The sequence below is a fragment of the Arthrobacter sp. JUb119 genome (assembly GCF_024807995.1).
Classification (GTDB): domain Bacteria; phylum Actinomycetota; class Actinomycetes; order Actinomycetales; family Micrococcaceae; genus Glutamicibacter.
On the sequence record NZ_JANUFE010000004.1, the window covers coordinates 120133 to 134312 of the forward strand.

Genomic DNA, 14180 nt, shown 5'->3' on the forward strand with positions numbered 1-14180 from the left:
CCCTTGGGCTCTAGCGTCCGGCCTTGTTGCCGAAGCGGCGTATCAGTACCAAGGCGATGCCTGCCAGGACAACGACACCGGCGACGATGCCGATCCAGCTGGTGCCGAATCCGGTATCAGCTAGGTCTTCGGAGTCCCGGTTCTGGGAATCATCCTTCTGCTCATCCTTAGGCTCGCCAGACGAGTCAGGGGACCGGGTCGCGTCCCCAGTTGGCACTGGCGAACTGGTAGGTTCTTCGGTCGCGTCGTCGGTTGCATCCTCAGATGGTTCCGGCGAATCAGTTGGATCCCCGGTTGGCTCATCCGAAGGATCCGGCGACTGCGTTGGTGCAACAGGCTCTTGCAGGACCGCGCGGCCCAGCGGAGCCGGCTCAACAACGTCATGTGCCTTGAAGTAGTTCACGGTGGCGTCCAAATCGATCTGGCCGGAGTCAGCATGATCGGTGCCGGCGGCAAACGCGGCGAAGTTATCGCCACCGGTAGCCAGGAATGCATTGGCTGCGACACGGAAGGTTGCTTCCTCGTCCAGTGGCTCGCCCTTGAAGGTGATGTCCTTGATGTGCTCGCCCTGGGCAGCGTCCTCGACGTAGGTGTAGGCGAGACCCTCGGAAATACCCAGATGCAGCTTGTTGCGTTCCGATCCTGCAGGCTGCCACTGCTGCTCCAAGGCCTCGCGGATCTGCGCCCCGGTGAGGTTGAAAGTGATCAGGGTGTTGGCGAATGGCTGGACCTCGGCTGCGGCCTTGTAGGACACTGTGCCATCTTGGCCGTAGAGCAGGTCGGCACGCAGGCCGCCTGGGTTCATGAATGCGATCTCGGCTGGTTCGCTGGCGAAATCCTCATTAGAGGTAGCCCATAGGTGGATGTCGGCTACGGTGTTGCCCAGGGTGGATTCAACGCCTCGGTCCTGGCCGGGTTCTTCTCCACCACGAAGGATGTCTTCAGAGATGGCGCCGATCTTCACGCTGCCGACCACTTCAGCTTCCGCTTCAGCGGCGCTAACGATTTCTGCGACCTCGGCATTGGCATCAAAGTTGCCCACCCATTCGCCGTCAGCGCCCTCGGTTGCCAAGGCGATGCGCTCGGTAGCGGCCTCGGTGACTTCGCCAGTCTCAGGATCTACCTGCAAGGAAACCTTGCCCAAAGTGGTGCCGTACTGGTGGGACTGGATCACCGGGCGGCCCGCGATTTCGCAGTCGTAGGACTGGTGGGTGTGGCCCGAGAAGATCGCGTCGATCTCGTTGCTGGCCTCGCGAACGAGCTCGCCATAGGCGCTGTCTTCTTCGGCAATATCTGCGCACTGATCGCCAGCGGAACCGTTGTGGGTCAGCAGCACCACTACATCTGCCTCGCCGTTCGCTTCATCGCCATCGGAGAGCTGCTCAGCTACACGGTTCGCTGCTTCCAGTTCGCTGCCGAAATCCAGGTCGGCGATGCCAGCTGGGGAAACCAGTGAAGGCATGTCTTCGGTAACGGTGCCAATGAAGCCCACGGAAATACCGGAGATCTCGCGGATCGCGTATTCCTGGAGGGCAGGAGCCGTGGTGCCCTTTTCATAGACATTGGCGCCCAGTGCGAAGTCTGCGCCGTTGACACCGCTGGAATCGGCGTAGCTGTCGATGACGCGTCCGGTCAGGTCCGCGAATCCCTTGTCGAACTCGTGGTTGCCTACTGCCGAGACATCCAGGCCGCCAGCACCCAGGGCAGCGATGGTTGGTTCGTCATCCTGCGAGGCGGAAGCGAAGGTTGAGGCGCCGATGTTATCGCCGGCGGAGACGAATAGGGTGTTTTCGTTTTCTGCACGCATTCCATCTACAGCACCGGACAGCACAGCAGCGCCGGCAGAGCTTCTGTCAGCAGAAATGCGGCCATGGAAGTCATTGATGCCAACTAGATCAATGGTGACGGCTTCAGTACCCGCAGCTGGCGACAGGGAAGCACTGTGCGTGGATGTAGCCTGAGCTGTTGCGGCACCGGTGGCGGCCAGCGAAATCGTTGCCAGCGAAGCGAGACCGAGTTTTCTTATCTGCCTGAATGCAGGCATGGGTACTCCTAAAAGTGACGAGTGTGACAAGACATATGTCTATCGCATCTGAATGAACCTGTCGATGCTTTGGCGTTAAATTTAGGTGCAGAAGTACAAGTACTGTCGGTTATTCAACAGAAGCAACCTCCCAGCCATAGGCCAAGAGGTTGCTTCTGATTAGAGGAGTATGCAGTTATTGCTGACGCTTATGCCGCGGGTCACCTGCGGTGACGGTGGAAGTTCCAAGGATCGCACTCAGCAGCAGCATGGCTGCTCCAATGAACATGAGGGTGGAGACGACCCAGCAGGCAGTGGCTGCCTCGCGCTGCGTGGTGGTCAGTGCAAAACTGAAGATGCACACGCTGGAAACCAGTAGGAGGACTCCGGGGATTCGTGTCTTCATCATGCGCCCTTGCAGTAGAGGATCAGGCCAAGCCATCGCAGAACATAATCGCTAACGTGTTGAATAATATCCATTTTGCCACAAGTCCATCGATTTGACGATAAGCCTTAAGGTGGATGTTTCCGTGCGATGTCCTGCGTACGGCTATGAGGCCCGGCGAAGCTGCCTGACTGCTAGATGCAGGATTTGAGGATGTTCCCGATCGCGGTGTGCTCTGCCTTGGTCATCCAAACGTCGTATTTGGCTTTTACCTGGGTCTGCCGCGAGACGTAAGTGCAACGGAAGCTCTTGTTGGGTGGCAACCATGATGACGCGTCCTTGTCGCCTTTGGAAGCATTAGTGGGGCCATCGGAAGCCAGCAGATTCAGCGGGTCATTGGCAAATTCCAAGCGGGTCTCGGCATCCCAGCGCTGCGCGCCCTTTTGCCAGGAATCGGACAGGGCGACAACATGGTCGATTTGCACGGAGGTGCTGGTGCCTTGGCCGCGCTTGAATTCGATGGTCTTGCCCGTGTAGGGATCATCGAACGTTCCGCTCAATACAACGCAGGGTCGCGTGGCCGGTTTATATGTCACGTCCACCAAATCGCGCGAGAGGATGTCGTTGCGCGCATCGCATCCATTGCGGTCCGGATCTTTCCATCCCTTGCCGAATTCCGCTCTGTCGTAGCCGGTTTTTGGTGCGCGGCCTTTGACCGTAACTTCATTGAGCAGTTCAAGGGATTCTGCGTAGATATCAAGTTGTTCTGCGGTGCTTGGCGTCGGTGCGGCTTGGGCATCAGGAAGGGGCGGGAACTCAATGGTCTCCAATGAAGAGCACGAGCTCAGAGCCAGGGTGGACAGGAGGGCGAACAAAGATAAGGTGCGACGCAGCGAACGCATGCGGTAGTACTACTCCTAAGGTGGCTGGTGCTTGAGCTAGAAGATGCTCTGACTTGAACTATAGGCAGTGGAGCGGACCATTTAGCCGTCCATGATCCGTGTTGTGGCGTGAGGTCGGATGTACCGGCTTCAAGGAATGCTGCTACTCGAGCTCAGAAGAGCCCAGACCTGGAAAATCGTGTTCGAAATAGTCCAAGATCTTCTGGGTTGCGTAGTAGTCCAGAAGGTGGGCAGTGGTGAGCGGGAAGACGCTGCCGCTCTGCACCGATGGCAGCTGGGCTAATGATTCATCCGAGGTAAATGCCGTGGTCGCTTTCTTGTTTGCGGCCAAGAGGAAGGTGGCATCTCCAGTGAGCGTTGCTGGCAGATCCCTGTAGCTGACGAAACTGAAATCTTCCCTTGGCTGTGTGGAAGTGTCGAACTTCTTTGGCGTGGATACCACCGTGAAGCCGAGTCCTCTGAACAGCTGCGCATGCGGCCCGGTGGTTTTAGCGATCGGGGATATGCCATGGGCTGCGTAGGAAATGATTGAAGCCGTGGTTCCGGATGGGATTGCCAGCATGCTTCTCAGTGCTGAAACCCGTTCGTTAATGGCTGCAGTGTTCTGCTCTGCTCGTTCTTCGGTACCAGTGGCTTCCCCGAGCAACTTTGAAAGTTCGTTCCAGTCCTTATCTGCGTAGTCCACGACAATGGTTGGTGCAATCTTCCTCAGCGCACCTACGTTGTCGACTTCGGAGTCTGCTCCTGTTGCCGCCACGATGATGAGGTCGGGTTTCTGGTCCTCGATTTCTTCCAGATCGAACTTCCCGATCTCGTAGAGCGGATCAACTTTGCGGTCCGAGGCAACATCAGCCCAATGCTTGAAGAAACCGTCGCCATCGGTATCAGGCCCCGCCGGCGCCGTTGCGCTGGCAATGACCGGCGCGTCCAGGGCCAGCAGTGAACCCGTGAGTCCTACCGAGGTCGAGACGATACGTTCAGGTTTTGCCTGGATCCGTATGGGGTCATGCATTGAATCAGTCAAGGTGCGTGGCCAATGCCCGGCTTCAAATGCCGCGGTGCCCGCATCTCTCCCTTGCTCGTCAGGTAACGCCGCGCAAGAGCCAAGGGAAAAGGCCAAGATGCCAAGGCACAAGGCAACTGCGATTCGGGACAAGCTGGGACGCACTAGGATTCTCCTGGGCCGACGGCCAGAAAATGGCTAGGCGGCATTGAACGGCAATGAATTACTGGAAGTCTTTCCGAACCTATTTTATGTTCCACAGACACGGGCCCGTGCGCTGGTACAAGAACAAAAGGAATCAGAGTGGCATCGCAAACGGTTATTTCCTGCACAGGGTGGAGCCTTCAGGGAAAGCTGGCTTCCCCTCAAGCAGCGAGTGGGTGAAGGCGACAAGATCTTCATTGAGTGCCGAGTCTGCCCCGACGAGCGGCATGTGGTCCAGTCCGGAGTACTCGAGGTAACCAATCTGGGCATCCGGGGTGCAAGAACTTCTGAAGAACTCGCGCTGCATCGAGGGCAAGACCAATGAATCAGCAGCGCCCTGGGCAATGAACGCCGGGTAGCCCGCCGGAACGATGGACGAATTGCGTTTCAGCACCGAGTGCAGCTGGCCGTCGAGAGCCTCGGAACTGAGAATCGGTTCGAAGAGCTGGCTGGCCTGGGCCAACCCGGTCAGCGCGCCCGTACCGGAAAAGCAATTCTGGGATAGCTGGTTTACCGCCATGCGAGAACGGGTCGTCAACCGCTCGTCGATGCCCAGATCCGGATACAGCTGGTTCCAGCTGGCGGCAATGTAGCTGGAAATGATTTTTCCCGCCGCGGTATCAGCAACCGACTCGGCCAATTCCGGAAGGTTGGTTGCCGGGGCCATGGCGGCGATGCCGAGAATCTCCAGGTTCGGAGCGTAGTCCCCGGCGGCTTCAGCCGTAGCCAGAGCCGCATGCCCGCCCTGGGAATGGCCCCACACTACGCTGGACTGTCCTAGCCGGACTCCTCGTGAATGCAGGTCTTGCAGCTGACCTGCAGCAAGAGTCGCGTCAAGCACCGCGTACGCCTCGGCAGCCGGAATCAAATAGGGATGAGGGCCGGCGGTGCCCAAGCCGACGTAATCGGTAGCGACTACTGCCCATCCGCCAGCCAACATGGTTTCACGGGCAGCAGCTGGACCATCATCATAAGGATTCGGTCCCATGGACAGCGCGCACTGGGACATGACGCCCTTGGTCCCATTGGCCCATGAGATGACAGGTAGGGTTCCCGTGGCGGACTCGGCCACGGTCACCACGCCCGAAGCTATTGCAGGAGAGCCATCGTGACCTTGCGTCGTATACAGAATTCGCCAGGCGAGAGTGTTCGGCGGAGTGCTCTTGGCCAGCGGTTCAGCGCGCAGCAACTGGCCATGGGCAGCAGGAACGCTAGCTGGCGGCAAATAGAAATCATCCGCGGCGGCCGTATCGCTTTGGCTATGCAGAAAAGCGGTGATCGTTCCGAGCCCGAGCACGGCGACGAGGCCAATGGCGCTCAATCCTGTCAGGCTAGCGCTACGCGCAGTGCGGAGCCAGCCAGGAATTGCCGGAAGGCGAGGCCGGAGAAAAGACCACAAGCAGTGGACTCCCAAAAGGAATAACCAGCCGCCGAAAGCGACGCCGAGCACCCACAAGGAAAGCCTGGGCCAAAACATCACCAGAGCCGCGCCAAAGACACCGGCAAGTGCTGTGAGAGCGCCGCGGAAGGAATACTGCCGCTGCCCGCGGAGCACCGCTGCCAGTCTGAGCACTCCGCCCAGGAGAAGAACCAGTGAAGTCGCCAAAGCCAGGACCGGCAAGCTGGCGCGATGCCAGAGCGGGAGGGCGACCCCGCTGAGCACCAGCAGGCCGCCCGAAAGCATCACTGGCCAGCGGCGAACGGAGTCCTGTTGAGCCTCGGCAAGGCGCACCAGGCCCGCAATCAACAGGCCAGCGCCCAGCAGCCAAATGATCAGCCGGACCGCGCTCGCCGAGTTGAGCATCAGGACGAGTCCGAGGGCAATCAGCAAAACACCGCCGAGAAAGCGCGCGAAATTGCTGGTGCAATCGGGCTGAGCCATGGACACTCCTCGGATAACCAGTGCGGATGCGATGCTTCCAAGGTTATCCGGAGTTAAAGAGCTTGTCCCTGTGCGTGCCGTTGTGATGCTGCGGATCACTCTGATCCAGCTTTTAGCGGCGTAATCTCCCCTCGCGCAGGGTCCAGTAAGAGGAAATGTGGGAGGAACGCTTGTCGAGGTGCCAGTGCCGCGCAACTTGGCTGATCTCTTTAACCGTGGAACGCTCGGCATGAGCGATTAGCCCAAGCCGCAGAGGGGGCAGCGGCAAGGAACGGAGCTCATCGGCCAGCAGTGAGCTGCGGCCCGCCGGAACGCCGTCACGCGGCAGCCAGCGTAAATCAACGCCTGGAGGATGTTTCACGTCAAACATTGCGTTCTGATCGGCAACTTCGAGCAACGCTAGACCGCGCGCATCCGAGGGCAATGCTTCGAGGGCTTTGCAGATCGCCGGGATGCCTGCTTCATCCGCGGCCAGCACGTAGTAGTCGGCATTCAGCGACAATGATGACTTGCTCCGTGAGGGGGAAATAACCAGTGGGTCCCCGGGCTGCGCTGTCCCGGCCCAATGGCCAACAGTCCCAGGCTCCCCATGAACTACGAAGTCGATCGCAATTTCCGGCACAACCGCGTTGATCCAACGTATCGTGTACGACTTGGAACGCGGAACCTGGTCGCGGGGCAGGCGCTGCCGCAAGGCGCGCAGATCATAGGGAGGCTCTAATCCGAGGGCGGGGTCAGCGGCAAAGACTTTCACGTATTCATCAATCGCCCCGTTGGAACGGTAGCCATCCAGATCGGGGGCGCCAGCGATGATGCGCACCATCTGGTCGTTCAGCTGTTCTACCCGGGTGATGGTCAGAATGTGCTGATCCACCTTTTCCCTTGACGGATCCAGATATCCCAAGGCGGGGGTGTGCTGGGCCAAGGGCTCCTCGTAGGTTTCCGAGTAGCTGCGCGTCTGCGCAGGAGCAAATGGCTGCGGGGCAAGCTGCTGCGCGGGCCCCTGCGCCGTTGAGTGGTGGTAGTGCTTGAACGAGGTGCGCAGTGTCTTATCCAGGACTTTGCGTGCCGCGGTGAGTGCCGCCGCGGCGCCGGCACGTTCGGCAGCGGCCAGCAATTCGTCGGTTTCCTGCTCGTTGATCACAGAGCTGTTGCCGATGTTCCGGTACAGCTGCTCTTTGGCCATCGCGTATCCTGCCTTTGCCCCGGCCTTTTCGGCCTGAGCGAGGATTTCCAGGGTGAGCCCTTCCCTTGGCGTCACCGTGTACTGCGGACCGTAGCTCTTGTACTTGTGGTGCTTAGACATGGTGTGCCCCTAACCCGGCCGGTGTGGGCACCAGCCTGTATGCCTGAGTATGGGGTATATCCGGCGTGGAAAACAAGTAATTTCAAGCTGGAGGGCAGGAAGTGTTCAAGGCCTGGGGTTCGTGCCATTTCCAGCGCGGAATTCCGGGGATTATTCGATATCCGATTCATTCGACATGGGGCATATCCGCTCACTAAAATCAGCTTCATGTCTGATACCTTGCCACCGTGCCCTGAATGCTCCAGCGAGTACACCTACGAAATGGATGCCCTGCTGGTCTGCCCAGAGTGCGCACATGAATGGAACGCTGAGGCCGAAGTAGCCGAAGCTGTCGAAGCAGTGATCAAGGATGCTGTCGGCAATGCGCTGCAGGACGGAGATACCGTCAGCATCACCAAAACCATGAAGGTCAAGGGCGCGCAGAGTGCGCTGAAGGCCGGAACCAAGGTGCGCAATATCCGCTTGGTCCAAGGCTCTGGCGACCATGATATCGCCGCCAAGGTGGACGGCTTCGGCCAGATGGAACTGAAGTCTTCCATCGTCAAGAAGATCTAGGCGTTCCGCCCGCAGTTCCTCAGGCTCCCAGCATCTACGGATGGTGGGAGCCTTTAGTGTTCCATGCTGCTTGGCACGTGCCGCGGCATGCAAGGTGCTCGGCTGCGTCGCCGGCGGGAATCCTCAGGCCATGGGCTAGGCGGCAGAAGAATCCTGCTGGCTCTTCTTCTTGGCGTACGAACGGGCCGCCCGCACGCGATCACCGCAACGCGTGGAGCACCAATGCCGGCGGCCATGGGTCTTGAGCAGGTAGCGGGTGCATGGCTCGGCTTCGCATTGGGCCAGCAGGCCCGCTTCTTCGCTGCTCAGAAGTGCTGCGGCGTCCTCGGCAAGTCGCGACATGGCGTGCTCGGTCAATTGCGTGGCGGGGTGTTCCAATGCGCGGAAGAATCCCTTGCCCGGCTCATGGTGCAGCAATGGGGTGCTCGGTGCTGCCAGCAGTGCGGCGTTGATGCCCTGCAGCACTTCCCGGGCCACGGGTGTGCCCGTGGCGATGGCATGGAAAGCTTTCCTGATCTGGCTGCGAAGGGTGACCAGCCGATTCTGGCAATAGCTTTGCAGCGCCGCTTCCTGGGGCACGAGACCCCGCACGATGAGCCATTGCGTGGTGTCCGCCGGGCTAGCCAGCGCGTCGAAGCTCTTGCCGCCAGGCAGCTGGATTTCGCTGTTGGCCAGATCGATGCTGCAGTGCTGCGCGGTTCCGGGGCTCGGGGGAAGGGGCATCTGGGACATGTTCCTCATGGTATCAGTATTGCTTTACCGTGATCACCTGCTAGTGTGTGTATCACGGTAAAAAGTAGAAATAACATGAGAAAAGAGGTTGGCCTTGCAGCCAGTGCCACGATTCGGCTCCGCTCCCTTCGCCCTGTCGGTTCACACCGGAGGCGGACCCGGTGTAGGGCAAACCGCCCAAGATGGCCTCCAGGACACCATCGATATCGCCAAGGCTGCGGATCAATCCGGATATCACCGTTTCTGGATGTCCGAGCACCATGCCATGCCCGCGCTGTCCGTGGCATCGCCGCTGCTGATGATGGCCCGGCTCACCGCCGACACCCAGCGGATCAGGTTGGGCGCGGGTGGAGTGATGCTGCCCAACCATGCGCCGCTGGTGGTCGCGGAGCAGGTTGGCATGCTCGAAGCGCTGGCTCCGGGGCGCATCGACCTGGGTGTCGGGCGCGCGCCAGGTACCGATGGGGCCACCGCGGCCGCGTTGCGCCGCGGAACCGGAGCCAACGAAACCTTCGACGAGCAACTGGCCGAGCTGGTGGGATTCCTGAATGATGATTTCCCTGCAGGGCACCCCTACAGCGAAGTCCATGCAGTGCCCGGCCCGTGGCAGAACGAGCAGAACCGCCTGCCCGCACCGGAAACGCAGACCCCGTTGTGGATCCTGGGCTCCTCGCCGTATTCGGCGCAGCTGGCCGCGCGGCTGGGCCGGCCCTACGCCTTCGCCTTGCAGTTCGGCGATGCCGATATCGACACCGCGCTGCGCATCTACCGCGAGAACTTCGTGCCTTCGGCAGTGCTCGACCGTCCGTACGTGCTCATCAGCCAAAGCGTCATCGCGGCCGAGGATCCAGAATACGCCCGTGCCGAGGCCTCGACCATGGCGATGGCCATGCTGCGGATGTTCAAGCGTGAACCCTTTGCACTGCTATCCGCCCAGGAGGTCGCAGGATATCCGGCCACGCTCAATGAGCGAGCGATCATTGACATGTACACCAACCGCACCCTGGCCGGCACGCCTTCCGAAGTGGCCCAGCGCCTGGAAGCGCTGCAGCAGCGGACCGGAGCGGATGAGTTGATGATGGTCCTTGGCAGCCACACCCCTGGCGCAGCGGTGCAAACCGTGCAGCTCATGGCCCAGCACTACCGGCCGGCTAAATAAAACCTGAAACACCCGGTGCCGTATGGCGCCATCTCGACACATCGGAAAGAGGAACTCACTATGTCCGCACCACGCAGAGCACTAATCGTCATCGACGCACAGCAGGAATACTTTGATGGCCTGCTGCAGATCCAGTACCCGGATCGCGAGCAGTCGGTAGCCACCATCGCCAATGCCATGGACGAAGCGGCAAAGGCCGGGATCCCGGTGGTTGTCGTGCAGCACCAAGCGCCCGAGGGATTCCCCGTCTTTGCCCCGGAATCCGCTACCTATGCCCTGCACCCGCAGATCCAGGATCGGATGGAAGCTGCAGAGCACCAATTCTCCAAGAACTATGCCAGCATCTTCGCGGGTACAGGCCTGGAAGAGTGGCTTCGCGAGCGTGAAATCACCACGTTGACCCTGGTGGGCTACATGACCAATAACTGCGTGATCGGTTCTGCCGCGGCTGCCGAACCGCTGGGGTTCACCGTGGAAGTGCTCTCCGATGCTACCGGCGCGATCGAAATTGTCAACGCTGCCGGTTCCATCCCCGCCCAGCAGGTGCATGAAACCCTGATGGCCGTGCTGAATTCCAGCTGGGCTGCGGTGGCCCCGACCGCTACCTGGATCGAGGCAGTGGCCTCGGGTGCTGCACTGCCCGGCGATAACCTCATCGAATCAGCTGCTCGTGGCCGTGCCGGCCAATAGCCAGGTGAGCGTCCTGTAACTGGCGGATCGCATCTTGCAAAGGGTGTGGTCCGCCATTTTTCATCTCCGGGCTGTCCGGGCAAAGGTTGACGGAAGCGGCCTGCGGGAACAAGACTCGTGCTAGGACAAGACGGCGACAGCTAGGGGATTATCGTGGGTTCGGCAAACGCGGACGGAAAGCTCGATGCGATCGTGATCGGGTGGGGCAAAGGCGGCAAGACCCTGGCAGGTACCCTGGCCAAGGCAGGACAGCGGGTGGCGGTGATCGAGCAGTCCTCCCAGATGTATGGCGGCACCTGCATCAATATCGGTTGCGTGCCGACCAAGGCCTTGATCCATGATGCCGAATCCCGGGATGGCGCCGGATACGACCAGCAGGTCTTCCAGGAGGCCGTCCAGCGCCGGGACAAGCTCACCGCCATGATGCGCGCCAAGAATTTCTCCATGCTCGACGACCTGGAGTCGGTGCTGGTGGTCAATGGCAAGGCCGCATTCACCGGGCCTCGAAGCATCAAGGTCAGTGCCGGTTCCGAAGAGCTGGAACTGAGCGCAGGGAAGATCATCATCAACACCGGCGCGCTACCTGCGATCCCGGACATCGAAGGAGCGCAGATCGGCGGGCGGGTGCATGACTCCACAACGATCCAGCATGCCCAGCTGCCCAAGGCCCTGGCTGTGGTGGGCGGGGGATATGTCGGCATCGAGTTCGCCTCGATGTTTGCCCAGTTCGGATCGAAAGTCACCGTGCTGGATCGCGGGAGCCGTGCGCTGTCCAAGGAAGACCCGGATGTGGCCGGGGAAGTCCAGGCCTGCCTGGAAGATGCCGGAGCCGAGATCATCAGTTCGGCTTCGGTGCGTTCGATCAGCCAGGACGAGCAAGGCGCCACCGTCAGCTACGAGCGTCGGGGCGAGGTGCACCAGCTGCAGGCGGATGCCGTGCTGATTGCGCTTGGGCGCGTGCCGAATACTGCCGGTCTGGGGCTGGAAGCCGCCGGGGTCCAGACGGGCTCCCGCGGGGAAGTCGCGGTTGACGAGTTCCTGGCCACCAATGTCGAGGGCATCTATGCCCTGGGCGATGCCAACGGCGGACCCCAGTTCACCTATGTCTCGCTCGATGACCACCGGGTCTTGGCCAGCCAGTTGCTGGGAGACGGATCACGCAGCACCAAGGACCGGGTTGCTGTTCCGTACACCATCTTCACCACTCCGCCGCTGGCTCGCGTTGGCTTGAGCCAAGAGCAGGCAGCGCAGCAGGGGTTCCAAGCCAAGATCGCGGTGAAGAAAGTTTCCGAGATCGCCGCGATGCCGCGCCCCAAGATCGTGGGCGACCCGCGGGGCATCATCAAGTTCGTCATCGATGCGCGCAGCGACCAGATCCTCGGAGCGGCGCTGATGCACGTGGACTCCCAGGAGGTGGTCAACCTGGTGGCATTGGCCATGCGGCAGCACATGACTGCCGCTGAACTGCGCGACCAGATCTTCACCCACCCCTCGTCCACCGAAGCGCTGAACGAGGTGCTCGCGCAGCTAGGCTGAGGCCTGGACCTGCGCGGCATCGATGAGTTCGGCGAGCTCGGCCCGCGGCTTGTTCGCGCCGAAAGCAGGCTGGCCCGGCTGCAGGCGCAAGCCTTCAGCCAAAGGGCCGATCGGCAGCGGATCAAAGCCGAAATCATCAACGATCAGTGCTACCTGATCGACGTCGGCGCCCAGATCACCGGCGATCGCGATGGCCTTGCGGCGCTCGGCGCCGGCTGGACGGGACTCGTCCTCGAGGTCGTGGTAGCCCATGTGGTTGAAGGCCTTGACGATCCGCGAACCTGGCAGGAACTCCTGGATCAACTTGCTGGTGGACACCGTGGGGTCGTTCAGGTCCTCGTGGATGCCGTCGGTTTCCCACCAGTAGTTCATGGCATCGATAACCAGCTTGCCTTCAAGCTCGGCAGCCGGAATATTCTGGTACTTTCCCAGAGGCAAGGCCAGTATGGCAATGTCGGCTTCCCGTGCGGCGGTTGCCGGATCCACGGCCACGGCACCCGGAGTCAGGATCTCAATGGTCAGGGCAATGGCGCCGGGGTCGCCGGAACCGGCGATGAGCACCTTGTAGCCGGCCTGCAGGGCGCGGCGGGCCAGGACCGTGCCGATCTTCCCGGCGCCCAGGATGCCGATGGTCTGCTGTGTCATTTTCTCTCCTTCAGGCATGTCTTCGAATCCGGGTTTAGCTCTCGGCAAGCATTTCGCGCACCAACGGGATGACCTTCTCGCCGTAGAGTTCCACTGCACGCAGGCGGGCGCTGGCTTCTACTGCGCCGCCCGAGTAGATCAAATCGAAACGGCCGATATCCAAGGTCTTGATGGTCTTGGCGATCTTGCGCGCCACGGTTTCCGGAGAGCCCACGTACAGCGATCCTTCGCTGATTTCGTGCTCGAATTCGCCGCGGCTCATTGGGCTCCAGCCGCGGGTGGCGCCGATGCGGTCGCGCTGCTCCTTGTAGGCGTCGAACATGTGCTCGCGGGCCAACTCGTCGGTTTCTGCGACGAAGCCAGGTGAATGCAGGCCCACCGGCAGGGTTGGGTGCCCGAACTGGTCGTTGGCCCGGCGGTACAGGTCGATGTAGGGTGCGAAACGCTCGGGGGAGCCGCCGATGACTGCTAGCATCATGCGGAATCCGTAGTGCGCCGTGCGGATGACCGACTGCGGGGAACCGCCCACTCCCACCCAGGTGTTCAGGCGGCCGGACTCGGTCTTCGGGAAGACTTCCATGTCGGTCAGCGCTGCACGCTTGGTTCCCTGCCAAGTCACCGGCTTTTCGTCGAGCAGCTTGTGGAACAGGTCGATCTTCTCGTCGAAGAGCAGTTCGTAGTCAGCCATGTCATGGCCGAACAACGGGAAGGACTCGGTAAAGGAGCCGCGGCCCAGCATGACTTCGGCACGGCCGTTGGACAAGGCATCCACAGTAGCGAAGCGCTGGAAGACGCGGACCGGATCGTCGGAAGACAGCACGGTCACGCCGGATCCGAGGCGGATCCGCTCGGTCGCCGTGGCAATGCCCGCCAGAACGGTCTCGGGGCTTGAGATGGCGTATTCGGGGCGGTGGTGCTCGCCGACAGCGATCACATCGACGCCGGCCTGATCGGCCGCGATGGCTTCCTGGACCGTGGCGCGGATGCCCTGGGCATGGGTTACCAGCTTGCCTGACTTGTCGCTGGGTACGTCGCCAAAGGTGTCGAGGCCGAATTCGATGTTCTCGAAGGCGTTCATTGCGTGCTCCCTGTAGTCCAGAACTTTGTTGATGCATCAATCATGACTCAAAGTTATTGACGTGTCAACTATATCCGGAG

The 14180-nt window shown here is 60.7% G+C and carries 13 protein-coding genes; 4 read left to right on the forward strand and 9 right to left on the reverse strand.

Going from position 1 to position 14180, the window contains the following annotated elements; all coding sequences use genetic code 11:
* Positions 1-10: 10 nt before the first annotated feature.
* From M2368_RS12020 to M2368_RS12045, 6 genes are all read right to left on the reverse strand, one after another.
* A complete protein-coding gene (locus M2368_RS12020) occupies positions 11-2044 on the reverse strand; it encodes a bifunctional metallophosphatase/5'-nucleotidase (protein ID WP_426735742.1) in 2034 nt (677 codons plus the stop codon).
* Between the two features lie 175 nt (positions 2045-2219).
* Entirely contained in the window at positions 2220-2432 is a 213-nt protein-coding gene (locus tag M2368_RS12025) for a hypothetical protein (protein ID WP_105657967.1), read from the reverse strand.
* A gap of 170 nt (positions 2433-2602) precedes the next feature.
* A complete protein-coding gene (locus tag M2368_RS12030; protein WP_426735740.1) occupies positions 2603-3310 on the reverse strand; it encodes an HNH endonuclease family protein in 708 nt (235 codons plus the stop codon).
* Between the two features lie 142 nt (positions 3311-3452).
* Positions 3453-4478 carry a Fe2+-enterobactin ABC transporter substrate-binding protein gene (gene fepB, locus M2368_RS12035; protein ID WP_332595207.1) on the reverse strand — a complete coding sequence of 342 codons (1026 nt, stop codon included), beginning with the start codon at positions 4476-4478 and terminating at the stop codon, positions 3453-3455.
* 154 nt (positions 4479-4632) lie between these two features.
* Positions 4633-6399, reverse strand: coding sequence for a lipase family protein (locus M2368_RS12040; RefSeq protein ID WP_426735737.1), 1767 nt, complete (start codon positions 6397-6399; stop codon positions 4633-4635).
* A gap of 112 nt (positions 6400-6511) precedes the next feature.
* The gene (locus M2368_RS12045) at positions 6512-7705 is read right to left on the reverse strand and encodes a siderophore-interacting protein (protein ID WP_426735735.1); all 1194 of its coding nucleotides are present in this window, start codon (positions 7703-7705) and stop codon (positions 6512-6514) included.
* Positions 7706-7912: 207 nt separating this feature from the next.
* Between M2368_RS12045 and M2368_RS12050 the strand changes: the two genes are divergently transcribed.
* Positions 7913-8260, forward strand: a complete 348-nt coding sequence (locus M2368_RS12050) for a zinc ribbon domain-containing protein YjdM (protein WP_332595209.1) — start codon at positions 7913-7915, stop codon at positions 8258-8260.
* A 135-nt stretch (positions 8261-8395) separates the two neighbouring features.
* On the opposite strand, the gene M2368_RS12055 is transcribed toward M2368_RS12050, so the two are convergent.
* Positions 8396-8992, reverse strand: a complete 597-nt coding sequence (locus M2368_RS12055; protein WP_133834332.1) for a CGNR zinc finger domain-containing protein — start codon at positions 8990-8992, stop codon at positions 8396-8398.
* 103 nt (positions 8993-9095) lie between these two features.
* Here M2368_RS12055 and M2368_RS12060 point away from each other — a divergent pair, with 103 nt between their 5' ends.
* The 3 genes from M2368_RS12060 (at position 9096) to M2368_RS12070 (ending at position 12377) form a co-directional block, all read left to right on the forward strand.
* Complete coding sequence (locus M2368_RS12060) at positions 9096-10151, forward strand: LLM class flavin-dependent oxidoreductase (RefSeq protein ID WP_332488435.1); 1056 nt, start codon at positions 9096-9098, stop codon at positions 10149-10151.
* Positions 10152-10211: 60 nt separating this feature from the next.
* Entirely contained in the window at positions 10212-10841 is a 630-nt protein-coding gene (locus tag M2368_RS12065; protein WP_105657973.1) for an isochorismatase family protein, read from the forward strand.
* A 153-nt stretch (positions 10842-10994) separates the two neighbouring features.
* Positions 10995-12377, forward strand: coding sequence for an FAD-dependent oxidoreductase (locus tag M2368_RS12070; protein ID WP_105657974.1), 1383 nt, complete (start codon positions 10995-10997; stop codon positions 12375-12377).
* Here the strand turns inward: M2368_RS12070 and M2368_RS12075 are convergent.
* Together M2368_RS12075 and M2368_RS12080 are read right to left on the reverse strand one after the other, a co-directional pair.
* On the reverse strand, positions 12369-13040 hold the full coding sequence (locus M2368_RS12075) for an NADPH-dependent F420 reductase (RefSeq protein ID WP_105657975.1): 672 nt from the start codon (positions 13038-13040) through the stop codon (positions 12369-12371). The genes M2368_RS12070 and M2368_RS12075 overlap by 9 nt on opposite strands.
* Positions 13041-13056: 16 nt before the next feature.
* Positions 13057-14100: an LLM class flavin-dependent oxidoreductase gene (locus M2368_RS12080; RefSeq protein WP_105657976.1), complete on the reverse strand. Its 1044-nt coding sequence runs from the start codon at positions 14098-14100 to the stop codon at positions 13057-13059.
* Positions 14101-14180 lie beyond the last annotated feature (80 nt).